Origin of the sequence: Paenibacillus glycanilyticus NBRC 16618, from assembly GCF_004000805.1 — a bacterium.
In the GTDB taxonomy this organism is placed as follows: domain Bacteria; phylum Bacillota; class Bacilli; order Paenibacillales; family Paenibacillaceae; genus Pristimantibacillus; species Pristimantibacillus glycanilyticus.
Map to the genome: position 1 here is coordinate 54901 of NZ_BILY01000027.1, position 24684 is coordinate 79584.

Consider the following 24684-nt stretch of genomic DNA (forward strand, 5'->3'; position numbering starts at 1 on the left):
CTTCCAAGTCGTTAACAGAAGTCATTATTCCGCGGAAGGACAGGATTGCTGCCCTCCCGCAGAAAAGAATGCGATAGCCTAACGTCTTTATAACTTTACTGCCTGGCCGCCATCAAAAAAGAATACATGGCTTTCCGCAATCGGCTGGCCGATAACCGACTGGATAGCTTCCGCATACAGCTCCAATTGGAATCTGTGTCGCTCCGCCGCCTGCTCCCACTGCTTCATATAGATCCGGTCGGTTTTATAATCAAGCAGGACAATGCCGTTCTCGTCTTCGAAGAGACAGTCAATAACGCCCTGAATCAGAACCGGTTCGCCGGCCATATCGGATGCCAGTCCCGGATACACGCGCTGCGCCGGGAACATGCAGCTGAACGGAACCTCTCTCCTTACCCATTTGGCAAGAACAAGCCGCTTTCCGATCTCCGTATCGAAAAAGGCTGCCACGGCCGGAAGATCGATCGACTCTGCTTGCCTTGCGGTCAGCAGCTTGCGCGATACCATATCGCTCAGAATCGACTCCAGCCGGGCCACGTCCACGTCTCCCGTTAGCGGCAAATGCTGCATCAGAAGATGGCTTACCGTTCCCTTCTCGGCAGCCGTAAGCGCGGCCTCTTCCATGAACCGCGGCCGTCTTAACCGGAAAGTATAACTGCCTCCGCTGCCGCTCTTCCTGCCTTCTTCTTGCTGGCTCTCGATTAAGGCATCGGCCGGGTATAATGCTGCGCTGTCCTCCGGCATTTCCACCGCTTCCGAATGCAGCCGTTTCATCTCCGTAACCGACGTTTTGGCTGCCACAAGGGTAGATGCGCGATAGCCGTAACGCCACTCCAGCCGATTGCGAAGCTCTTCATCCCGCTCCACCTGATCAAGCTGAGCTAATGACAATACCCCTTGCAGGCGGTCCTCCCTGGCCTGATCCTCTTCCGTACGCTCCTCGACGCCAATCGCCGCTTCAAGCCCCAGCATAGCGGCATCTACCACGCCCGCGCGCCATTGCAGCAGCCTTGAATCCTCCTGTCCCGGCACCGTTTCATCCGGCAGCTGATTAAAGGCCGCGGCTGCGAGCGGACCCAGCCAGTCCAGAAACGTAGACGCCGAGCTTAACCGGAAATCCGGAATATATCCCTTGGCATCCGCGGCGGTTTGCCAGCGGCGCTGTTTGGCAGCGGCATCGGACACGGTGCCGACCAGGAACATTTTCTCCTTTGGACGGGTTAAGGCAACGTATAGAATACGCATTTCCTCGGCAAGCATTTCCATCCGCATACGCCGCCTGATCGAGAGGAACGGCAGAGTCGGATAGCTGACGCGTTTCTCCGGGTCGATAAATTTGGGACCGAACCCAAGCTGCTTATGCTTCAGAAATGCGCTGCGCAAATCCTGCTGATTGAAGTTCTTGCCTAAGCCTGCCACAAATACGACGGGAAATTCAAGTCCTTTACTCTTATGAATGGACATAATGCGCACGACGTTTTCCTGTTCGCCAAGCGCCCTGGCCGTACCCAGATCACCGCCGCTGTCCCGCATCCGCTCAACGAAGCGCAGGAAGCGGAACAAGCCCCGGAAGGAGGTAGCCTCATACTGGCGGGCACGGTCATGAAGCGCCCTAAGATTCGCTTGACGCTGCACGCCTCCGGGAAGACCCCCCGCAAAATCGTAATAGCCGGTCTCCCTGTAAATGCTCCAGATCAAATCCGCCAGCGAGCCTTGTCTGGCATCATTCCGCCATCTGTCCAGCCGGTCAAGAAACAGCGACAGCTTGCGTCTCAGCTCATCGGGCAAAAGAAGATCGCCCGCCGCCTGCAGCACCGCGTCATAGTAGGTATCGTGCATCGCTCCGATCCGGATAAGAGCCAGCTCTTCGGCATTCAAGCCAAAAATCGGCGATCGGAGAGTGCCCGCGAGCGGGATATCCTGATACGGATTATCAATGACCCGCAGCAAGGAAAGGATCGTCTCTACTTCCGTCGCGTCGAAATACCCGCTGCTCAGCTCCGCGTAGGCGGGAATACCCGCACCTTGAAGCTCCTCGATAATGACGGGAGACCAAGCCTGCGTAGCCCGCAGCAAAATGACAATGTCGCGCCATTCCATCGGGCGGCTTTCCCGCTTCTTGCCGTCATAGACCCGGAAGCCCCCGTCAAGAAGGGAACGGATCTGGCGGGCAATAAGCCTTGCCTCCAGCTGAGCCGTCTGCAGCTCCTCCGCCGATTCGGCTCCTTGCTCGGATTCTTCGTCGGAATCCGCGGCTGAAGCCGCCCCATCCTCCTCGTCCGAAGAGCCCGCTTTGTCGATAACCGCAAGCTCGACGGCAAATCGCCCGGGCCTGTCAGGTTCTGGATAGGAAGCCCCGCATACCAGCTCGGCACGCTTGTCGTAATCCATCTCCGCGACCGTTTCTCTCATGATAGCGCGGAACACGTCATTTACTCCGTCAACGACTTCAAGACGGCTCCGGAAGTTGCGGGCCAGATCGATGCGAAGACCGTCACCCCCGGGCGCGCCGTAATTTTTGTATTTGCTCATGAACAAATTCGGCTCCGCCAGACGGAACCGGTAAATGCTCTGCTTCACATCGCCTACCATAAACCGGTTGCCGGCATGCGGATTGGCAATCAGAGACACGATGGCTTCCTGCACCATGTTGGTATCCTGATACTCGTCAAGCAGAATTTCATCGAACTGGCGCTGGTACTCCATAGCCGCAGACGACGGAGTCGTAAGCTCGGGCGTTGATTCCGGCGATCTCAGTATCCTTAAGCAATAATGCTCCAGGTCGCCAAAATCGAGCAGACCCTTAGCCCGCTTCGCGGCTTCGTACCGCTGGCCGAATTCGATGACAAGCTCGGACAGCGCAGCCATGAGCGGGGCAAGCTCCCGCAGCTCCCAAGCGAACTCCTCCGCCGAACGTCCAAACAATTCGTCCGCAAGCGAGCTAATCAGCTTCTTGGCCTGATCGCGAAGCTCCTTAGCCTGCTCCTGCATGCTTTTATCGTAATCATCGCCGCGCATAGCCTTCAGCTTGCCGAACTGCACGGCTTGGAACGGTTCGAACCACATCTCCCAAGGATGCATGCGTACGGTTTCGGCAAGGCTGCCTACAACTGCGAGATCCTCTTCAAAGGTTGCCGCGTAAGGTACCGGGCCAGCCGGCTCCCTCGTCAACCGCATTGCCTGGTCAAGAAGGGACGCCGCACCCGACAGCGCCTGTTCCACGTCAGACCTCAAGCTTGCCACCCAAGGACTGCTCCTGAGCCCTTCCACGTTCTCAACCATAAAGCTGGCCGCGGTCTGGCGGAGCCAATGCTCCGGCCAAGGATGGCTCTGCGCAAAGTCATAGAGCTGTTGAACCAGCTTATACAGCGGCTCGTCGCCGCGCTCGCCGCCGTAACGGTCGGCCAGGCGCAGGAATGCCCCGCTGTCGCCGGCGGATCCTTCATATTTCTCTTCAAACAGCTGATCCAGCACGTCGATGCGCATTAGTTCGCTTTCTGTTTCATTCGCGATCCGGAAACCCGGGTCGAGCCCGATTAACGGATAATACCTGCGTATAACGTCTAGACAGAAGGAGTGGAGCGTCGTAATCGACGCCCGGTTCATGAGCGCAAGCTGTCTGCGCAAATGCTCGGATTCCGGCTGACGTTCGAGCTCTTTCTCCAGCGCAATCCGGATCCGGTCCTTCATTTCGGCAGCCGCCGCTTTCGTGAAAGTTGCGACCAGCAGCCGGTCGACATCGGAGAACGAGGAGATTTTCCGAATAATCCGTTCTACCAGTACCGCCGTTTTTCCCGAGCCTGCTGCCGCGGCAACGAGAACATCCGAGCCTTCCGTCACAATCGCGCGCCACTGGTCATCGGTCCATGTGCTGTTCTCCGGCTTAGCCGGCAAATTAATCGTTTCCATCCGCTGTCTCCTCCTCTCCATGCAGCTGCTGCCAAATTTCATCTTCCGAAAGCTTGCTCAGCTTCGTGTATTCATTGCCGTCGAATAACGGGTCGAATTGGCATACCGGCTTGTAATCGCAGTATTGGCAAGGCGACTTCGTTCCGAGACGGTAAGGCTCGATCGACACCTTTCCACAGCCGATTTCCGTGCCTATTTTTCCGATGGTCCGCCGGACGGAGCTGCGCAGCACATCCCACTGATCGTCCGTCACAACGGAAGAACTGCTGTAAAAGCTTCCGTCGCGCTTCAAGGCAACGGGAAGAATCTCCGAGTAGCCGGATTCCAGATCGCCGTCCATCAGCCGCGCCGTTTCCGCTTCGGCCGTAATGAGTCCCCGCGTTTTGAACTTTTTCAGCATTCTTGCGTTTACCTCGGCCACGGATAACCCGTTGGATACCGCAAGCATCGGATTATGAACGTGGAAATAAAGCACGCCCGCGGGCGATGCCGGCTTTCCGAGCCATTCGGAAGCATGCGTAACAAGCACGTCCAGGTACGTGAGCATCTGCAGAGATAGTCCAAACGCCACTTCCTCCAGCTTAAGCTGCGTTGCGCTCGATTTGTAATCCAAGACGCGCAGCAGCAAGCCCTCCTCGGTCTCAGCCGCGTCTACGCGGTCAATCCGTCCGATAATTTCCATCGTGCCCCCGTTATCCAGCGGTATGACAAGGGCAGGCAGCGTGCCGTCCGGTCCAAAATCAACCTCGAGCCCAACCGGCTGGAACTGAGCCCTGCGGGAATGCTCGCTTAAAATAACCGCCGCCTGGGCAACGATTTCCTTCAGCTTGCGGGCAATGTATTGGAACCGGCCGCTGCTGAGCAGGATTTGCGACTGCAGCCTTGGCGCCAGCTCGTCAACGGTCTTCGCCGCCGCTTCGCGGATTTGCCCTTCCGGCATCGAGCCCCAGCGCTGTCCGACGCTTCCGGCCAGACGGCTGAGCGCCGCATGGAACAGCTGCCCGACATCCGGCGCTTCAAGGCGGTACATCTGGCGTTCGCGAAGCCTTAAGCCGTGAATGGCAAAATGCTGGAACGGACAGGACACGAATCTCTCCATTCGCGACACGCTGGCCTTCAGCTTTGTCCCGTAGAGCTGCTCCGCCGTCGTTGTCGTAAGCACCGTCTCCTGATTGGAGAAGCTTAATGACGCGTTCATGAGCTGCAGCTTGTCCTGCCACTCCGGCCGGATCGCAAACCAGTTATAGACATCCCACCAGAACGGCGCAATCTCGGAGCCTTGCCGCCAGGCACGAAGCTCCGTGATCAAATAAGCAAGCGTCCGCTGAGGATGCTCGATATAAGAGCGCTGTTCGCCCGTCTCCATACCAGGAGTCGGCTCTCCAGACTTCTGATAAACCGGAATGCCAGGGAACAGCTGCCTCACCTGCCGAATGACTTCCGAAGGCAGCAGCGTTTTCCCTTCCTCATCCGCCTGCGCCCAGCTGATCCACAGATGCTGGCTGGCCGTTGTCAAGGCGTTATAGATCAGGAAACGTTCGTCGAGAAGCCTGCGTCTTACGCCCGGCGCCATAACCAGCCCTTCTTCGGCAAGGCGTTCCCGTTCCTGCTCGGTCAGCACGCCGTCTTCTTGAATGCGCATCGGCATGACGCCGTCGTTAGCGCCTAGCACGTAACAGATCTTTACATCCCCGGAACGCGTCCGGTCCATGCTGCCAACCAGTGCCTGATCAAGTGCGGGCGGCACCGCCGCAAGCTTCAAGTTTTCGAGCCCCGTCTCCACCATGCCGGCGAACAGCTCCGGAGGCATATCCTCGTCCCCGACCATTTCCACCAGCTGATCCAGCAGCTGCATGACGCCATCCCATAGCTGGCGGTGTGATCTGGCGCGCTGCGTACGACCGGACGCGCTGTCCTCGCGGCTCCAGCGTTCAAGGCGGTCGGCGGCATCCGCATGATCCAGCAGCTTGTACAACGCTTCGCACATCTCTTTGACGCTGGAGGCTTTCTTCAAGGACTGCTCGAACCGGCGAAGCGGAGGTACAATCGCCTCTCTCGCCGCCATTACGGCCTGAAATTCCCGTTTGGCTTTTGCAGACGGCTCGGATACCGTTTCCGGCTCATCCTCAAGAGACTGCTGCATAAGCGGCTTCCACCTGGAGCGGTCAAGCCACTTCCATCCGTCGACTCCGGCTGCCAGCACATAGTTTTCCAAGCGGTCAAACAGCTCGCGAGACATGCTGCCGTCAATCGGGAACAGCAGCTCAGTCTTGATGCATCGGAATACCGCCTCGTAATGCCAGCCGTGGAGCACCGTCTCCAGCGCGGAACGGATAAATTCTACCAGCGGATGATGGACCGTGTTATTCTTTTGGTCTAGGAAATAAGGAATTTCGTAGTCATCGAATATCGTTTGAATATAGTCCGTATATTCAGCCGCGTTCCGCACCATAACCGCCATGTCGCGCCAGCGCAGCCCCTCTTCGCGTGCCCGCCGAACCATATCGCGTGCCGCTGCTTCGACCTCGGCTCTTCTGTTCGCGGAGGCATGAAGGGATACCCCGCAGGCGGAATTGTCTACAGCAAGCATCTTCTTATCCGGTATAAGCATTGGGGTTCTTCCGCCGTAATGCTTCTCTAAATGGGCAAGCATCGAACTCCCAGTAAAGCGGTATGGAACTCCTTCATCCAGCACGACGGTTTCATGCACGGGCACGCCGGCTTGAGCCGCCAAAGCAGCCAGCTTTCCGTACGTTTCAGCCGTAGGGTGGAAAAGCTCAAGCTCATGCGGTGTTTCGCCGTTATCGTAAGGACGGTCAAGCGTCAGAGCAACGGTCACTTCGGCGGAAGAAGCGATCAGCGTGCCAAGCGCATCGTATTCCTTCGGCGTAAAACCGTGGAAGCCGTCAATCCACAGATGGGCTCCCTGCATCGCCGGAGCATCGGCATAGCCTGCAATCAGCTGCGTCAAGTAATCTTCCGAATCGATATAAAGGCCAAGCAATTCCTGCTCCAGCTTGTCATACACAAGCCGAAGATCATGCAGCTTCCGGTTGAGAAGCGATGCGTCTTCTACCGATGCCGTTTTTTCCTTCAGCAGATCGGCGTCAATCCCGTAACGCTTCCACTCGGTCAACAGCTCGCCCAGCCGTTCAATGAAACCGGGCTGCTCCGCCCCGCTTTGGAAAAGCTCAAGCTGCTTGCCTAACCGGTGTATAATCTTGAAAAGCATCATATGCTTGCCGTTATCGCTGATCGGAATTAAGGCGGTGCCGCCCGTCTCCTGCATGACGCGAAAGGCCAGACGGCGGAAGCTTAGCGCCTGGGCGCGAATCGTTCCGCTTAGCGTCGTATTTTTCAAAAGCGCGTACTCCGTCTGGAAAGTAGCCTGTTCCGGGACCAGCATAACAAGCGGCGCTCCATCCGGCTCGCCTTGCAGCTTGGCGCGGATTGCGTCCAGACAATACGTTGTTTTCCCCGTTCCCGAGCGGCCAAGCACAAATCGAAGCCCCATCCTAACTCTTCCTCTCCGAATCTATCTCATAATCTATCATTCTACCATAACGCGGGGCCTTTTTCACCCGGACGACAAACGTATGTTCTGGAAGAAGTGCTATCTTTTTAACAAGAAAATATTGCAATACCTTAAATACCGAGTATAATACTAGGTAATATAATGATCCGGATCGGAGGAACGGCAAATGACCTCGGAAGAAACGCAATGGATTAACGATTATCTGGATTTATTCAACTACGCCAAGCAAATCGGTGATCTGGAGTGGCAGCAGGAGATTACCCGTTCGCTCGCCGGGTGGAAGGAACAAACAAGCCAGCAAGCTCTGTCGACGAAAGCCGCTGAGTTATGGAGAAAGTTTGACGTCATTAACCGGAAGATGATTGATCTTTATCGGCAATTGAGAAATTCTGATGATTCTTCCGATTTGAAAACGTTACGGGAAGAGGTCTGGCTGTTAAAGCTGCAGCGTGTCGAACTGAGCCGGCAATTCAAAGAATCCTTCTAGCAGGATGAAACGGCTATCGCCGATTATGAATTTTTTAGAATAAAATAAAAAATCCCGCATGCGGATTTCCGCTCTGCCGGATTATGGGTTAGAAGACATGCAGTGAACTGCTCTGTCCATTATGGAACCGCTGGGTACAGTCGTCTGTCTCTCAGCGTTACATTCCTATTATACACATCTATCAATCGATTGAATATGTCTATTTTTAGAACAAGAAGCCGCATGGATCCCTCACCGATCCATACGGCTTTTTTCGTATTATTTACTCCGCACTTCGAACACGGCAAATTTCAAGTAATGTCCTTCCGATACGCCAAGCAGCTGCGGATGATCCTTGCCTGCAGCCCGCCACTCCACGAGACGCAGCAGCTTGCCGGCATCGGATGCCGCTTCCTGTATCGTCTCTAGGAACAGATCCGGCCGCATATGGTACGAACAGCTGGCCGTAACGAGATAGCCGCCTTCGTTAACCAGCTTGAGGCCATGCAGGTTGATGTCTTTATAACCCCGGCATGCCCCGGCAACCGCGCTTTTGGTCTTTGCGAAAGCGGGGGGATCAAGGATAACAACATCCCATGTACGGCCGCCGCCGTTAAGCGGCTTGGAAGTATCCGCGCCGGCACGGCTGCGCTCCGCGCGCTCTTCAACGCCTTTTACCTGCGTGCGCAAATAATCAAAGGCATCCGCCACGACAAATTCCACGCGGTCGGTGAAGCCGTTACGCTCGACATTGCGGCGCGCCGTGTCGATGGCATGCTCGGATACGTCGAGACAGGTTACTTTTTTCGCGCCGTATTTGCAGGCATGGAGAGTGAAGCTGCCGGTATGGGCAAAGCACTCCAGCACGGTCGCACCGTCCCAATAAGGGAAGGTTACTTCTTTGCCGTTCGCATTCACGGGTACAAGCCTCGTAACTTCCGTATCGGTATCAGCAGGGCGGTTCTCGAGGCGAATGCCGCTGCGAGCGCCCCAGCCCTTCATGAGAGGCTCGATAGAAGCGCGATTCTCGCGTTGATCGTAGAAATAACCGGTCTTTTGGCCTTCCACGATATCGACTTCCAGCTTAAGGCCATTCTCTTCAATCTCGAGAATCCGCGGGCATTCCCCGTACAGCACTCCGGTGCGCAGCTCAAGCCCTTCGAGCTGTCTAACTCCGACATCGCTCCGTTCGTAGATCCCTTTCGGCTGGAATACGTCAACAAGAGCGGCTACAATCGCTTCCCGGCGGATATCCAGTCCAAGCGTCAATATCTGAACGACCAGCACATCGGCGAACCGGTCTACCACTAGACCGGGAAGAAAATCAGCCTCTCCGTAGACGAGCCGGCAATCGCGGTCCTGCACGAACCGGCTGCGGTGCGCTTCGCATAAACGAAACTTCTCGCGGAAGAAGTCGGCGTCCATTTCTTCAAGCGGCTGATAAGAGACGACGCGGACCGTGATTTGGGACTTGGGATTGTAATATCCGGTCGCCAAATATTTGCCGTTAGACCCAACGACGTCTACCAGCGCTCCCGGCTCCGCTTCCCCTTCCAGCTTTTCGATTTCATTTGCGTAAATCCATGGGTGGCCTGCTTCAAGACGTTTCCTGCGGCCCTTCTGCAGCCAAACTTTCGCTTTGCTCACTTCGTTAATCTCCCTCTCTATTCCTGGCTTGTCATGCTTGTCTAAGCGTAAGCATATGTATCAACGATAACTTTTTATAAAAAGGAGACCTTTGCTATGCTCCATTCGATTCTTCTGCCAATGGCGATCGGCTTCACCATCTTTATAAGCGGGATGAAGCTGATGGAGCTGGCGCTGCACCGGTTAGCCGGCCCGTATCTGCAGCATATCCTGCATCGCTCAACGGCTACGCCGGTCCATGGCCTTGCAGTCGGTACGGCAACTACCGCCTTTTTGCAGAGCAGTACAGCCGTTACCGTTATCGCCATAGGGCTAGTCAATGCCGGCCTGCTTACCTTCCCCCGGACACTTGGCATTATCCTCGGAAGCAACATCGGCACCTGCCTGACGACCGAGCTTATCGGCCTGAGCTTAAATAAACTTTCCGTTCCATTGCTTCTGCTGGCGCTGGCCGGCTGGCTCGCAACCGTACTGCTGAACGAACTCGGAATCTGGCCCAGATCCCGGTCGCTTCGGCTGCTTGAGACCGTTCGCTCCTCCGCCGTTGCCTTAGGCGGCTTCAGCCTGCTGCTTGCCGGGATGGCCATGATGCAGGCGATTGGACCCGCCGTGCAGGAAAGCTCCATGTTCGGCTGGTTCCTTGAAAAATCAACAAGCAGCCTCTGGTGGGGATTAGCCGCCGGCGCGGTGCTGACAGCAATCGTCCACAGCAGTGCTGCTGTAATCGGTATTATTATGGGCTTTGCAGCCATCGGAGCAATGCCTCTCGAGCTTGGCGTTGCCGTTGTGCTAGGGGCGAATATCGGTACATGCGCTACCGCGCTGCTCGCATCCTTCAGCGGTTCAAAGCCCGGTCAATACGTGGCTTGGTCCCATACCATCCTAAATGCCGGCGGCGCTTTGCTCTTCATGCCGTTCCTTGGCGAGTTATCGGCTGCATCAGGATGGTTCGCCCATTCCCCAGCCAGCCAGATCGCTCACGCACAGACGATTTTCAATATTCTAAGCTCATTGATTGCCTTGCCGTTCTGCTATTTGCCTGTTTTCCGCAAGCTTCCGGTCTAATCAAACTTTACGCCAAGCAAGCTGAGGGCCCCCGCCACGATCCGGTTATTATTCTCATAGCCCGACTGCTTCTGGCGTCTCCAGGCTTCAAGCGGATCAAACCATTCGACGCCCCGGATTTCTTCCACCTGCGCCTGGAGCGATCCGCCTACCGCTTCAACCAAATAATAATGAACCTCCTTGTTGACGGTTCCCTTATTCGCATCATGGTACTGATACTTGATTTGGTCAATCGGTTTAACGATAGCCCCGATCATGCCCGTTTCCTCGGCAATTTCCCTAAGCGCCGTTTGCTCGACCGTCTCCCCGGGCTCCATCTTGCCTTTCGGGAGCGACACTTTGCCATAACGGTCCTGTATCAGCTGAATCTGCAAAAGCCCAGCCTCGTTCCGGCGATAGACTACGCCTCCTGCCGAAATTTCAACCAATTCCGTTTCCCCCTTGCCTGCTCGACATTTGCATGCAACAACGAGGATTCCCCACTTATTCCGATACGACAGAAATGAGCGTGAAATCCTCGTGCGTTATGACTATCTCTAAGCTCTCATCGCTTCCGCCGGGACATCGTCCAGTACGCGGACAAGCTGAGCGCGGCATTCATTGACGCCTGCTTCAGTAATTTTCACGCGGCAAAGCTTGCCGACAAGCGCTTCGGTTCCTTCAAACACAATCTGAATATAGTTATCCGAGTACCCCATCACAAGCCCCGTACCGGGAGCGCCTTTGTAGTCACGCTCCGGAATAACGTCCAGGACGGCTCCTACATGCTGCTCGGCATAAGCAAGCTGCATTTTCTCGGACAAGTCGATCAGTTTATGGACGCGTTCATTCTTCACTTCTTCGTCCACTTGATCATCCATGCGGGCAGCCGGCGTGCCTGTACGCTTCGAATACGGGAAGACGTGCATTTCCGAGAAGCCAATCTCTTCCATAAACTTGTAGCCGTTCTCGAACATCTCTTCCGTCTCGCCGGGGAAGCCAACGATAACGTCAGTCGTAATCGCTACGCCAGGCATTGCTTCGCGGATACGTTTCAGCTTGGCTGCAAACTCGTCCGTCGTATATTTGCGGCGCATCCGCTTAAGCACGGAGGAATCGCCGGCTTGAAGAGGAATATGCAGATGGCGGCACATTTTGGTCGAACGGTTAAGCACGTCGATCATCGCATCGTCAATTTGGCTGGCTTCGATCGAGCTGATCCGGATCCGCTCCAGTCCTTCGATCTTGTCCAGATCCCACAGCAGGTCAACGAGACGGTAGTTCTCCATATCGTCGCCGTAACCACCCGTATGAATACCGGTAAGGACGATTTCCTTGTAGCCGGAAGCTACAAGCTGCTTCGCTTGCTCGAGCACGCTCTTCGGGTCGCGGCTGCGCGAAAGACCGCGTGACCACGGAATAATGCAGAAGGTGCAGAAGTTGTTGCAGCCTTCCTGGATCTTCAGGAATGCGCGTGTGCGCTCGTTGAAATCCGGTACGTCGAGTTCCTCGAATTCACGGGTCTTCATAATGTTGCGAACCGCGTTAACCGGCTGGCGGTCATCGTGAATCTGGTTCACAAACGTCATGATTTTCTCGCGGTCCTGCGTTCCGATAACGAGGTCCACCCCCGGAATCGCCATAATCTCCGCAGGAGACGTTTGGGCGTAACAGCCCGTAACCGCAATAACCGCATCCGGATTACGGCGCACCGCGCGGCGTATAATCTGGCGGCTCTTCTTGTCGCCCGTATTGGTAACCGTACATGTATTGATCAGATAAACGTCAGCCGTCGATTCGAAATCAACCTGCTCGTATCCTTCGTTTTTGAACAGCTGCCAAATCGCTTCCGTGTCGTAAAAGTTAACTTTACATCCCAAGGTGTAAAATGCAACCGATGGCATAAAATCCTTACGCTCCTCCCATTTCTCCGGCTTCGTACAGCAAGCAGGTCAACCCGACGATTCCCGCGGTTTCCGTCCGCAGGATCCTCCGGCCAAGTCCTACGATAACAGCTCCAGCCGCCTCCGCCTCATCTGCTTCCCGTTCCGTAAAGCCGCCTTCGGGTCCAACGATGAGCAGCACCTTCGGCTCGGCTGCCGTATGGCCAGCCTGCCTCCAGCTTAGCAAGGCATCCCGGATGCCCGTACCCGCTGCTGCATCGCCTTCCCGTTCATAACAAAATAACGCTAAATCAAAAGCCGGAATCGCTTCCTTCAGCTCGCGCCAGCTGCGCACGGGCTCGATTGCCGGAACGCGGCAGCGATGCGACTGCTCCGCTGCTTCCTTGGCAATCTTGCTCCAGCGCTCTATACGCTTCGCTTCCTTCTTGCCGTCATATTGAACAATCATCCGCTCGGATTGAAAAGGCGCGAAAGCATAAGCGCCAATCTCTGTCCCTTTCTGGATGACCAGCTCCATCTTATCGCCCTTCGGCAGGCTTTGCGCGATGGTTACCGACCAGCTGGACTCGCTGTCCATAGGCAGCTCCTCCACAATGTCCGCCACAACCTCCGAAGAGGCTGCCTCGCGTACCGAAGCAAGCACGACGCGGGAAATGCCGTCGCTTGCGATAAACTTCTCTTCCGGCTTCATCCGCATCACGCGGACGGCGTGGAAGGCATCTTCTCCTATTAAACGCACGCTAGAGCCGTCAAACTGCTCCGCTGCCACAAAATATCGCTGCATTGCGTCAGTCTAACCATCCTTCATCATAGCATGTTTCCGCCTTAAAAATCTATGAAATGCGGCTTAAAACAGCGGTTGGAATAAATTGAAAAAGAAATTGTAAAGCGGCTCCCACCAGCCGAGAATCGGATCCAGCGTTACCCGGCGAAGCGGCGGAAGAAACACGAGCAGGAGGAAGATGTACATGCCCCACTGTACGTTCTGATCCATCTTAATCCGCGTCTTCGGCGGCACCAGATCCTGAATAATCCGGTATCCGTCGAGTGGCGGCAGCGGAATCAGATTAAAGATAAACAAAAGAAAGTTCAGATACATGAAATAAAAGAAAAAATGCTGAAGCGCCAAGTTAACGCCGTTTGAGCCCGCATACATCAAACCTGTCTTATCCAGTATTAACACAAGAAGAACGCCTAAGACGCCAAGAAGCAAATTACTGATAGGACCAAGGGCCGATACGATAACGCCCATGACGCGCGGATTCTTGAAGCGGCTTGGGTTGATCTGAACAGGCCTCGCCCAACCGAAGCCCGCGATCAGAATCAGGATGGCGCCAAGCAGATCGATATGCACGCGAGGGTTGAGAGTTACTCTTCCCATCTCTTTAGGCGTGTTATCGCCAAACTTATAGGCGCTATAAGCATGCGCGAACTCATGCACCGTAAAAGATATGATCAGGACCAGCGCAATAAAAGGCAGGTCCTCGATTGGATACGCTAAGAAATCATCCCAGCTCATTCATTCACCTGCGGCTTTCTCGCCACGAATGCAATCCAATCCTGATCGCGGCGCTTATCTACGATTTCAAAGCCCGAGCGGATCAACCCTTCCTCCACTTCGGCTTCTTTGTTCATGTAAATACCCGATGCAATATAAATACCGTCAGGCTTGAGCGCCGCGAACACATCGTCGATAAAGAGCAAAATAATTTCCGCGAGAATGTTCGCTACAACCAGATCTACCGGAAGCGTTACCGACGTTGACAGCGCATCCCGTTCGTTGACCGCATGGACAACCTTACCGCCAAGCACGCCCAGCAAATCGCTTTCCAGCACCTCGACATCGTTCTGCAGGCCGTTAAGCCTTACGTTCTCCGTAGCGCTCGATACGGCCACCGGATCAAGATCCAGCGCCAATACGCGGCGTGCGCCAAGCTTCATCGCGCCGATAGCCAGAATACCGGATCCCGTACCTACGTCAATCACTTCTTCGTCGCCTTTAATGACCGATTCCAGCGTTTGAAGGCAAAGCGCGGTTGTTGGATGCGTGCCCGTGCCGAAGGCCATGCCGGGGTCAAGTTCAATGATGCTCTCTCCGGCAGCCGGCTCGTATTCTTCCCATGTCGGCTTGATCGTCAGCCTTTCCGACACTTTAATAGGCTTGAAGTACTGCTTCCAGGCTGTAGCCCAGTCTTCTTCGTCAACAAGCTTAAACGAGATTTCGTAGGTGCCCGGGTCAATGCCGAATTCCTTCAACTGCTCAATCCGCGGCACGATCTGCAGCTTGAGCTCATTCATGTCCACGCTTTCCGTAAAGTATCCTTTGATAACCGCTTGACCTTCCGGAATATCGTTCAGCGGCTTCTCGTACCATTGACCCAGAGAAGTGTCCCGCTCCTTGTTCAAAGTACCCGATTCTTCAATGGATACGCCGCCCGCATCCATTTCATGCAAAAAGTTAGAGATCATCTCGATTGCCTGTTCCGTGGTCGAGATCGTAATTTCATGCCATTTCATATGTACTATAACCCTCCATAAGTGAAAACTACCATCTATTGTACACTATTCATCATTTATGCACAAAAAAGCGGCAAACACAAGTTTGCCGCTCACGACAATCAGCCGATCGTTCCGGTCTCCGGACTTCCGCCGATCTGTTCAATCATGTGAATGGCCCGTTCGACAATCGCTTCGTCCACCGTGGCGGTAAGCAGACCGTTCTCGAACAAACCGTTCACTTCAAACGCTCTAAGTGCCTGCAGCTTGCGAAGCGCCTCCTGGGCTGCAGCCGGCTCGCCGAAGTTAGCCCGGATCTCAACCTGCTGGGACATTACTCGCCCTGCTCATTCTGAGCCCGCGCATCCGCTGCGGCCGCGCGTTGCGCCGCTTGTTTGTCCGCTTCATCGGCAAGCTCTTGGGAAAATTCGACATCTTCGTTTTTGCCAACCGGCAAATCCCCGAAGTTTACTTTTTCCATATAGTCTTTATTCTCGTTAGTCATTGTTATCCAGCTCCTTCAAGTAAGTAGGTAGGTCCATTACTTAAGTAGCTTGTTGCAAGGAAAGCCGAACTATTCGCAACCGCAAAAAAAAGACGTTCCGGGCTACTCGCCGCGGAACGCTTTCTTCATTTTCTCGAAAATCGATTCGTGATGCTCTTGGGTCTCTGCCGGGGACTCGCCGCCGATTCCGCCAAACTGGCGAAGCAGATCCTTCTGCTCATCCGACAATTTCGTCGGGGTAACAATCGTCACTTTGACGTGCTGGTCGCCTTGGCCGTAGCCGCGAAGCTTCGGCACCCCTTTTCCTTTGAGTCGGAAATAAGTACCCGTCTGCGTGCCCGCGGGAATTTTCAGCTTTACCTTCTCGGTCAGCGTCGGGATCTCGATCTCATCACCGAGCGCCGCCTGGACGAAGGTTAACGGCACTTCGCAGTAAATATCGTCATTCTCGCGCTCGAAGAATTCATGCGCCTTCACGCGGATCACGATGTACAGATCGCCGGCCGGGCCTCCGCGGAGTCCGCCTTCGCCTTCGCCGGAGAGACGAATTTGAGCGCCGTCATCCACGCCCGCAGGGATGCGGACATTGATTTTACGCTGTTTTTTCACTCTGCCTGCGCCGTGGCAGGTTCCGCATTTCTCTTTTATTACTTTGCCCGAGCCGCCGCAATGCGAACAAGCCCGGCGATTGACCATACGGCCAAACGGCGTATTCTGGACAACCTCCTGCTGGCCGGAACCGTGACATACCGAACAAGTTTCCGGCTTGGTTCCCGGCTTCGCGCCGGAGCCGGCGCAAGTATCGCAAGATTCCGTGCGCGGAATCGTAATTTCCGTCTCTTTGCCAAACACAGCTTCCTTGAATTCGATGGTCATCGAATACTGCAGGTCATTACCGCGCTGCGGCGCGTTCGGGTCGCGGCGTCCGCCGCCACCGCCAAAGAACATGTCAAAGATATCGCCAAAGCCGCCAAAATCACCATTTCCGGAGAATCCGCCAGCTCCGCCCATGCCTTGATTCGGATCGACGTGACCATACTGGTCGTATCTTGCGCGTTGTCCGTCATCGCTTAGGACATCGTATGCTTCCTTTACTTCTTTGAACTTCGTTTCCGCGTCTGCTTCTTTATTGACGTCGGGATGGTACTTGCGCGCGAGCTGCCGGTACGCCTTCTTGATCTCGTCTCCGGAAGCGCTCTTGCCTACGCCAAGCACCTCGTAATAATCGCGTTTATCTGCCAACTCATCTCACCTCCACCCATGTTTGCTGCAATACAGCCTATTCACACAAGGAGGCCAAAGACAGGAAGACCCTGTCTTTGACCTCTCCCATTACAAGTTAAGTCTTATTTCTTGTTTTCGTCAACTACTTCATAGTCAGCGTCCACAACATTGTCTTTGCCGCGAGCGCCTGCATCGGCTGCTTCAGCGCCTGCTTCCGGGCCGCCTTGAGCAGCTTGCGCTTGCTCATACAGCTTCACGGACAGCTGTTGCACGATTTCAGTCAGCTCTTCGGTAGCTTTCGTAATTTGCTCCAGATCGTCTGTCGCTACCGCGCTTGTTACTTTCTCTTTCGCTGCGTTAGCTTTCTCGATCTCGGAAGCATCTACTTTATCGCCCAGATCTTTCAATGTTTTGTCAACGGAGTAAACGAGTTGGTCTGCGCTGTTTTTCGCTTCAACAAGCTCGCGGCGTTTGCGATCTTCTTCCGCGTTCAGCTCGGCATCCTTCATCATTTGCTCGATTTCAGCCTCGCTCAGACCGCCCGAGGAAGTGATCGTAATTTTTTGGCTCTTGCCTGTGCCTTTATCAAGAGCGGATACGTTAACGATACCGTTCGCATCGATGTCGAAGGTAACTTCGATTTGCGGAACGCCGCGCGGTGCGAGAGGAATATCGTTCAGCGTGAAGCGGCCCAGCGTTTTGTTGCCGGCAGCCATTTGACGCTCGCCTTGCAGAACGTGAATTTCAACGCCCGGTTGGTTATCCGCATAAGTGGAGAACACTTGGGATTTGCTTGTAGGGATCGTCGTATTGCGGTCAATCATCTTCGTGAAGACGCCGCCTGCAGTCTCGATGCCGAGGGACAGCGGAGTTACGTCAAGCAATACCACGTCTTTTACGTCGCCAGTCAATACGCCGGCTTGAACCGCTGCGCCGAGGGCAACGACTTCATCCGGGTTAACGCCTTTGTGCGGCTCTTTGCCGATCAGCTTCTTAACCGCTTCTTGAACGGCAGGGATACGAGTCGAACCGCCGACAAGAACAACTTTATCGATTTCATTTACGGAGAGACCGGAATCGCTCAAAGCTTGGCGCGTAGGAGCGAGGGAACGTTCAACCAGATGAGCGGACAATTCTTCGAATTTCGCGCGAGTCAGGTTAAGCTCCAAGTGCTGTGGAACACCATCGGCCATTGTGATAAACGGAAGCGAAATCGTCGTCGACATTACGCCGGACAGATCTTTTTTCGCTTTTTCGGCAGCGTCTTTCAAACGTTGAACAGCCGCTTTGTCTTTGGACAGGTCAACGCCTTGCTCTTTCTTGAATTCGGCTACGAGGTAGTCGATGATGACTTGGTCAAAGTCGTCGCCGCCCAGCTTGTTGTCGCCGCTTGTTGCTTTAACTTCGAAGAAGCCATCGCCAAGTTCCAGGATCGATACGTCGAATGTACCGCCGCCAAGGTCATAGACGAGGATCGTTTGGTCTTCTGTTTTCTCAAGACCGTAAGCCAGCGCAGCCGCCGTTGGCTCGTTGACGATACGAAGAACTTCAAGTCCCGCGATTTTGCCTGCGTCTTTTGTTGCTTGGCGCTGGCTGTCGTTGAAGTAAGCCGGAACGGTAATAACCGCTTGCGTTACGGATTGGCCCAGATAGGCTTCCGCATCGGATTTCAGTTTTTGCAAAATAATAGCCGAAATCTCTTGAGCCGTATATTCTTTGCCGTCAATAACTTCTTTATGGTTAGTACCCATATGACGTTTGATCGACATTACCGTACGGTCGGGGTTCGTGATGGCTTGGCGTTTCGCCGTTTCGCCGACAATGCGCTCTCCGTCTTTTTTGAAGCCTACAACGGATGGCGTTGTGCGGTTGCCTTCCGGATTCGGGATAACGACAGCTTCGCCGCCTTCCATTACAGCAACACAAGAGTTTGTAGTACCAAGGTCAATACCGATAACTTTACTCATCGTAAGTTCCTCCTAAATATCAATTTTATTCCGTATTTAAATTCCGGTAACCGGAAAAGGGATTAGCCGCTAACTTTAACCATGGCAGGGCGCAGAACGCGCTCCTTCAGGATGTAGCCTTTCTGAACTTCTTCTACGATGATGCCTTCTTCATGCTCATCCGATTCCACTGTCATAATCGCTTGGTGGAATTCGGGATTAAACGGCTCGCCAACAGCATCCATTGCTTTCAAGCCTTCTTGCTGCAACGTTTGTTCCAGCTGACGGAAGATCATGTCCACGCCCTTAGCCAGAGCTTCGAAATCCTGATTCGCGGAAGCCGCGGAAACAGCGCGCTCGAAGTTATCGACAACCGGAAGCAGCTGCCCGATCAGCTTCATCGAAGCGTATTGCGCAAGATCTTCCTTTTCCTTTTGCGTACGACGGCGGAAGTTATCGAAATCCGCTTGCGCGCGTAAGTATCGTTGTTGATTCTCTTCAGCCAGCTTTGTCAGTTCTTCGATGCGCGGATCTTCATGCGCTTCGTTCTCTTCCTGCTGCTCTGTTTGTTGCTCTTCTATAACTTCATCGATTGTTTCGTTATGTTGGTCGTTACTCACCATATTCACCTCCTTAAAAGAATTGCGAAGCAATTTAAAAATGGTTACAACTGGCGGTTCAGTGCCAGTTGAAGACGCGCCCCAAGCGCGTATAAAGGTTGTTGCCTTTGCTCTTGGCTGCGGTGCTGCGCGCCGGGCGCGGGAGAGCGGGGTATTGCCTGAAGAGCGATAGCGCTCGCCTTTGAAAACGGGAATATTCCGCAGGAATCCTAATCCGCATTCCCGTTTTCAACAGCGACGTAAGGCAATACCCCGCTCGTACGCGCACAAGCCCACAGCACCTCACAGCGGAGCAACAGCAAACTATTTATAGAAGCGGCCCAATATATGGGCCATATCCTTCGAAATCACGTCAAGAAGCGTAATGACTTTCCCGTATTCCATCCGTGTCGGCCCAAGAATGCCGATGGTGCCAAGCGACTGGCCGTCAATCTGATACGTAGCCGTAATCAAGCTGCAATTCGCGATTGCCTCATGGTCATTTTCTGTTCCAATTCGTACTTGTATACCCGACGGCGCGGCGGAAATCATTTTCATCACGGTAGGCGTTTCATCCAGCAGATCCAGGATCGTTTTCACCTTATCGACGTCCTTGAATTCCGGCTGCGTAAGCATATTCGTTGTTCCGCTGAGGAACACACGCTGATCCGAATCGTTAGAGAGCGCGCTGTCCAGGATGCCCAGCACTTCCTCGCAATGGTCAACGTAACGTTCCAGCTCCTGGCCTACCTCGGCGTACAGCTTCGACTTCAACCGCACGAGCGGAATGCCAACCAGCTTGGCGTTCAGGATATTTACGATCTTCTCCATCTCATCCATATGGATGCCCGGAGGAACCGTGATGGTCCGGTTTTCCACATGGCCGGTATTGGTTACGATAATCGCAACCGCCGTCGACTCGTCCAGAGGTACCAGGTTAAAATGCTTCAGCGAGTTGCTGAACATCTCCGGCCCAAGCAAAATCGAGGTGTAATTCGTTAGGTTGGACAAAATCATCGCGGCATGCTGGATAACCTGCTCCATCTGAATCATTTTCTCCGAGAAGAAGGAATGAGCCTGCTTCAAATCATTTTCGTTTATTTCATTCAGCTTCACGAGATGATCGACATAATAACGATAACCTTTGGTAGATGGAATACGCCCCGCCGATGTATGCGGCTGCTCGAGGAAACCAAGCTCCTCCAGATCGGCCATTTCATTACGGATCGTTGCAGGACTAAAGGCGACATCGCCGCGCTTAGATATGCTCCTGGAACCAACAGGCTCAGCCGAACGGATATAGTCGTCTACAATTGCATTCAGTATCATTCGTTGCCGTTCAGTCAACATTCGCATCCCTCCAAAAAGTTTATCGGATCTTCTCGTTAGCACTCATTAGACCCGAGTGCTAATCATTAATACAAAAATACCAAACCACCTTAACCATTGTCAAGTCGGTTCCCTTTTTTCAGGCCTATGTCCTTCGATAAAAATAAAAAGGTCAGGCATTATAGCCTGACCCTTCATCTATTCGTTTAACATTTTGAGTACGGCGATTTCGTCGCAGGCATGCTGCTTCGGACAGTTCACGCAGTCTTTCCAAACCTTTTCCGGAAAAATCTCTTTCTCCACAACGGTAAATCCGTTACGCAAAAAGAAATTTACGGCGTACGTTAGCGCCATGATTTTGGGAATCTGCTGCTCTCTGGCTTGCTCGACCAGAAAATCGACCAGCTTGTTGCCGATCTTAAGGCCTCTATATTCCTGGGACATGCCAAGGGAACGAATTTCTACCAGATCCTGCCCAAGCCGCAATAAGGAGCCGCACCCGACAACCTTATCCCCGATCTCCGCAACGACAAACGTATCAATCTGACGCAGCAACGTTTCCCGGGTGCGGGGCAGCATGATCCCCTGTTCCGCATAGCCTTTAATGAGTTCGTACAAAGTTTCCACATCTTCCGGTGCTGCTTTTCTGCAAACTACCGTTAACTGTTCCGTTGCCTCCATGCTGCTTCGCCTCCACCCGGTGCATATAAATTCTATTGAATAAATATACAGCATGTCGCATGTTTTCTCAAGAACTATTTTTCCGAATTTTAGCCAGCGGCTTCTTCCTCTAAACCGATAAACGAACCAAATACATCGTTGCCGAAAAGAACGCCTTTATCGGTCAATTTGTATACGGTATCGCCTTCCTCAAGGACCTTCTCGAGCAGTCCGTCTTTAAGAAGCTTCTCAATGATTGGGCCGAACTTATCCTCCAGCTTCTGCCCTTCAAATTGGGCGGCATAATCGGAAGCGCGCACGCCCTTGAGCAATCGAAGCCCTACCATCATGAAGTCCTCCATTGCTTCGTACTCCGGAACAACGTTTTCTTCAAGACGCGGAAGCTTTGTTTTTGTATAGTCGATAAAAGGCTGTACGCCTTTCACATTCACATGGCGGAGTCCGCGTGCATAACCGTGAGCGCCGGCTCCAAGCCCGTAATAAGGCTCGTTGCGCCAATACGTCGAATTATGCCTGCTTTCATACCCCGGCTTCGCAAAGTTGCTGATCTCGTAATGAACGTAACCCGCCTGCTTCAGCCGGTCCATAAGCAAGGTATACATATTAAACTCTTCGTCTTCCGGAGGAAGAGGCAGCTCGTCGCGTTGATACAGCTTGTGGAACAGCGTATTTTCCTCCACCTTCAGGCTGTAAAGCGAATAGTGCGGCAGATCAAGCGCCAATGCCTTATTAACGCTGTCCTCCAGCATCTCAACCGTCTGCTTCGGCAGTCCGAACATCAGGTCAATCGACAGATTCGTAAAGCCTGCGGCGCGGGCATTTTCCAGACTGCGGTATACATCGTCTACATTATGAATGCGCCCAATGCGCTCCAGCAGCCCGTTATCAAACGATTGCACGCCAAAGCTGATCCGGTTCACTCCGCCGGCAAACATGGCAGCGAGCTTCTCCGGGTCGGTCGTGCCCGGATTTGCTTCCATCGTATATTCCACATCGTCTGCAAGCGGAAAATACTTTTTCACCGAAGCGAGAAAACGTTCCATTTGAGGCGGCGTCAATACGGTAGGGGTACCTCCGCCTACAAATACCGTATCGATTCTCTCCGGCGGTATTTGGGCAACCGTGAGCGCCATCTCTCTCTCCAAGGCGTCGAGATATTCGTCGACAGGCTGTCCCTTTAATACATACGAAGTAAAATCGCAATAATGACACTTGTTCGTACAGAACGGGATATGAATGTAAAGCGCCTTTGGCGCGTAGTTAATCATATTAATTTCCTCCTAAAAGAATCGCGTAGCAATTCATATGCGATCACTATTTCCCCTAATAAAAAATCGACAGGACCAAGGAGGTATTCTCCTTAGTCCTGTCATTCATTGTCCGTGAGTTACGGCGATGGGTAAAGGGTATCTCGTGGAAGAGCGAAGCGTTCGCCTTTGCTGTATTTTTTTCATCCGAATCAAACTTGTTCAGGAAAAAAATCAGCAACAGCGGCTGTAACGAGATACCCTGTCCCTTCCGCCCAACTTACGACTACGCGACAGTAACTAAGAGAATAACCCTTAGTCCTCGTCGATTTTCAGCACCGCCATGAAGGCCTCTTGAGGCACCTCTACGCTGCCGACCTGCTTCATCCGCTTCTTGCCTTCCTTCTGCTTGTCGAGAAGCTTCCGTTTACGGCTGATGTCGCCGCCGTAACATTTGGCAAGAACGTTTTTGCGCATCGCTTTAACGGTCTCGCGCGCGATAACCTTCGTCCCGATCGAAGCCTGTACCGGCACCTCGAACATTTGGCGCGGGATCAGCTCTTTCATCTTCTGGCAAATACCGCGTCCGCGATGGTATGCGCGGTCGCGGTGAACGATAACGGACAGGGCATCGACCTGCTCGCCGTTCAGCATAATATCCATCTTCACCAGATTCGATCTGCGGTAGCCCGACAGCTCGTAATCAAACGAAGCGTAACCTTTGGTGCTTGATTTCAGCTGGTCGAAGAAGTCGTAAACAATCTCCGAGAGCGGAATTTCATAAGTAAGCGTAACCCGGTTCGTATCCAGGTACTCCATGTTTACGAACTCGCCGCGTTTGCTTTGGCAAAGCTCCATAATCGCGCCTACGAAATCATTAGGGACAATAATCGAAGCTTTTACATACGGCTCTTCAACATACTCCAGCTTGCCCGCTTCCGGGTAATTGGATGGATTGTCGATATCGAGAACCGTACCGTTCGTCAGCGTAACGCGGTAAATAACGCTTGGCGCTGTCGTAATAAGCGGGATATTGAACTCGCGTTCAATACGCTCCTGAATAATTTCCATGTGCAGGAGGCCAAGGAAGCCGCAGCGGAAGCCAAAGCCCAGCGCCGTCGAGGTTTCCGGCTCGTAACGGAGCGACGCATCGTTAAGCTCAAGCTTCTCGAGCGCTTCGCGCAGATCGTTATAGTCCTGCGTCTCGATTGGATACAGACCGCAATAAACCATCGGATTGATTTTGCGGTAACCAGGCAAAGCTTCCGGAGCCGGACGTTTTGCTTCCGTAACCGTATCGCCGACACGCGTATCTTTTACGTTTTTAATGCCGGCAACGACAAAACCTACGTCGCCAACGGCAAGCTCGTCCACAATACCCATCCGAGGCTTAAATGCGCCAACCTCGATAACTTCAAACTCGGCGCCGGTCGCCATAAAACGAATTTTCTTGCCGGCCTGAATGCTGCCGTCGATAACGCGCACATACACGATAACGCCTTTGTACGGATCGTAGTGCGAGTCGAAAATAAGCGCTTTAAGCGGTTCATCCGGATTACCGGTTGGAGCTGGCACCTTCTGTACCACTTGCTCCAAAATTTCTTTAATGCCGATCCCTGCTTTTGCCGAAGCCAGAACCGCGTCGCTTGCATCAAGACCGATAACATCCTCGATCTCTTGCTTTACGCGCTCAGGCTCGGCGCTAGGCAGGTCGATTTTATTGATAACCGGGAGGATCTCCAGGTTGTTGTCGAGTGCCAGATATACGTTGGCCAGCGTCTGCGCTTCAATGCCTTGCGCCGCGTCTACAACAAGCAAAGCACCTTCGCAAGCGGCCATACTGCGGGAAACTTCATACGTGAAATCGACATGCCCTGGCGTATCGATCAGATTAAGTAAATATTCTTCGCCATCGTCAGCCTTATAAGTAAGGCGTACGGCCTGCAGCTTGATGGTAATGCCGCGTTCCCGCTCCAAATCCATCTGGTCGAGAACCTGCTCCTGCATTTCGCGCGAGGATAACGCTCCGGTAAATTCGAGAATACGGTCAGCGAGCGTCGACTTCCCGTGGTCAATATGTGCAATAATCGAGAAATTCCTAATTTTCTTTTGCCGGTCACGAACGTCAGTCATGCCTAACCCCCACACAATC

General features: G+C 53.5%; 19 protein-coding genes. 2 read left to right on the forward strand and 17 right to left on the reverse strand.

What is annotated here, in order from left to right:
• Window positions 1–87: 87 nt before the first annotated feature.
• Complete coding sequence (gene addA / locus PGL01S_RS20325) at window positions 88–3909, reverse strand: helicase-exonuclease AddAB subunit AddA (RefSeq protein ID WP_127496404.1); 3822 nt, start codon at window positions 3907–3909, stop codon at window positions 88–90.
• On the reverse strand, window positions 3896–7423 hold the full coding sequence (addB, locus tag PGL01S_RS20330) for a helicase-exonuclease AddAB subunit AddB (RefSeq protein WP_127496405.1): 3528 nt from the start codon (window positions 7421–7423) through the stop codon (window positions 3896–3898). Before addB ends, addA begins: the two co-directional genes overlap by 14 nt.
• A gap of 187 nt (window positions 7424–7610) precedes the next feature.
• Between addB and PGL01S_RS20335 the strand changes: the two genes are divergently transcribed.
• On the forward strand, window positions 7611–7931 hold the full coding sequence (locus tag PGL01S_RS20335; protein WP_127496406.1) for a hypothetical protein: 321 nt from the start codon (window positions 7611–7613) through the stop codon (window positions 7929–7931).
• 258 nt (window positions 7932–8189) lie between these two features.
• On the opposite strand, the gene PGL01S_RS20340 is transcribed toward PGL01S_RS20335, so the two are convergent.
• The gene (locus PGL01S_RS20340) at window positions 8190–9557 is read right to left on the reverse strand and encodes a class I SAM-dependent rRNA methyltransferase (RefSeq protein ID WP_127496407.1); all 1368 of its coding nucleotides are present in this window, start codon (window positions 9555–9557) and stop codon (window positions 8190–8192) included.
• A gap of 96 nt (window positions 9558–9653) precedes the next feature.
• On the opposite strand from PGL01S_RS20340, the gene PGL01S_RS20345 reads away from it, so the two are divergent.
• A complete protein-coding gene (locus tag PGL01S_RS20345) occupies window positions 9654–10622 on the forward strand; it encodes a Na/Pi cotransporter family protein (RefSeq protein ID WP_127496408.1) in 969 nt (322 codons plus the stop codon).
• Here the strand turns inward: PGL01S_RS20345 and PGL01S_RS20350 are convergent.
• The 14 genes from PGL01S_RS20350 to lepA form a co-directional block, all read right to left on the reverse strand.
• Window positions 10619–11050 carry an NUDIX hydrolase gene (locus PGL01S_RS20350; protein WP_127496409.1) on the reverse strand — a complete coding sequence of 144 codons (432 nt, stop codon included), beginning with the start codon at window positions 11048–11050 and terminating at the stop codon, window positions 10619–10621. The genes PGL01S_RS20345 and PGL01S_RS20350 overlap by 4 nt on opposite strands.
• A gap of 108 nt (window positions 11051–11158) precedes the next feature.
• Window positions 11159–12505 (reverse strand): tRNA (N(6)-L-threonylcarbamoyladenosine(37)-C(2))-methylthiotransferase MtaB, encoded by a 1347-nt coding sequence (gene mtaB / locus PGL01S_RS20355; protein ID WP_127496410.1) that lies wholly within the window; start codon window positions 12503–12505, stop codon window positions 11159–11161.
• A 7-nt stretch (window positions 12506–12512) separates the two neighbouring features.
• Complete coding sequence (locus PGL01S_RS20360; RefSeq protein ID WP_127496411.1) at window positions 12513–13289, reverse strand: RsmE family RNA methyltransferase; 777 nt, start codon at window positions 13287–13289, stop codon at window positions 12513–12515.
• A gap of 63 nt (window positions 13290–13352) precedes the next feature.
• Window positions 13353–14024 carry a site-2 protease family protein gene (locus PGL01S_RS20365; RefSeq protein ID WP_127496412.1) on the reverse strand — a complete coding sequence of 224 codons (672 nt, stop codon included), beginning with the start codon at window positions 14022–14024 and terminating at the stop codon, window positions 13353–13355.
• Entirely contained in the window at window positions 14021–15022 is a 1002-nt protein-coding gene (prmA, locus tag PGL01S_RS20370; protein WP_127496413.1) for a 50S ribosomal protein L11 methyltransferase, read from the reverse strand. Before prmA ends, PGL01S_RS20365 begins: the two co-directional genes overlap by 4 nt.
• Window positions 15023–15123: 101 nt before the next feature.
• Window positions 15124–15336, reverse strand: a complete 213-nt coding sequence (locus PGL01S_RS20375) for a hypothetical protein (protein WP_127496414.1) — start codon at window positions 15334–15336, stop codon at window positions 15124–15126.
• On the reverse strand, window positions 15336–15506 hold the full coding sequence (locus PGL01S_RS20380) for a YfhD family protein (RefSeq protein ID WP_015843810.1): 171 nt from the start codon (window positions 15504–15506) through the stop codon (window positions 15336–15338). Before PGL01S_RS20380 ends, PGL01S_RS20375 begins: the two co-directional genes overlap by 1 nt.
• 102 nt (window positions 15507–15608) lie before the next feature.
• A complete protein-coding gene (dnaJ, locus tag PGL01S_RS20385) occupies window positions 15609–16748 on the reverse strand; it encodes a molecular chaperone DnaJ (RefSeq protein WP_127496415.1) in 1140 nt (379 codons plus the stop codon).
• 104 nt (window positions 16749–16852) lie between these two features.
• Window positions 16853–18697 (reverse strand): molecular chaperone DnaK, encoded by a 1845-nt coding sequence (dnaK, locus tag PGL01S_RS20390; protein ID WP_127496416.1) that lies wholly within the window; start codon window positions 18695–18697, stop codon window positions 16853–16855.
• A 62-nt stretch (window positions 18698–18759) separates the two neighbouring features.
• Window positions 18760–19299 (reverse strand): nucleotide exchange factor GrpE, encoded by a 540-nt coding sequence (gene grpE / locus PGL01S_RS20395; RefSeq protein WP_127496417.1) that lies wholly within the window; start codon window positions 19297–19299, stop codon window positions 18760–18762.
• A gap of 300 nt (window positions 19300–19599) precedes the next feature.
• Window positions 19600–20625, reverse strand: a complete 1026-nt coding sequence (hrcA, locus tag PGL01S_RS20400) for a heat-inducible transcriptional repressor HrcA (protein ID WP_127496418.1) — start codon at window positions 20623–20625, stop codon at window positions 19600–19602.
• 177 nt (window positions 20626–20802) lie between these two features.
• Entirely contained in the window at window positions 20803–21285 is a 483-nt protein-coding gene (locus tag PGL01S_RS20405) for an N-acetyltransferase (protein WP_127496419.1), read from the reverse strand.
• Between the two features lie 89 nt (window positions 21286–21374).
• The gene (gene hemW, locus PGL01S_RS20410; RefSeq protein WP_127496420.1) at window positions 21375–22553 is read right to left on the reverse strand and encodes a radical SAM family heme chaperone HemW; all 1179 of its coding nucleotides are present in this window, start codon (window positions 22551–22553) and stop codon (window positions 21375–21377) included.
• Between the two features lie 294 nt (window positions 22554–22847).
• On the reverse strand, window positions 22848–24665 hold the full coding sequence (gene lepA, locus PGL01S_RS20415) for a translation elongation factor 4 (RefSeq protein ID WP_127496421.1): 1818 nt from the start codon (window positions 24663–24665) through the stop codon (window positions 22848–22850).
• Between the last annotated feature and the right edge of the window lie 19 nt (window positions 24666–24684).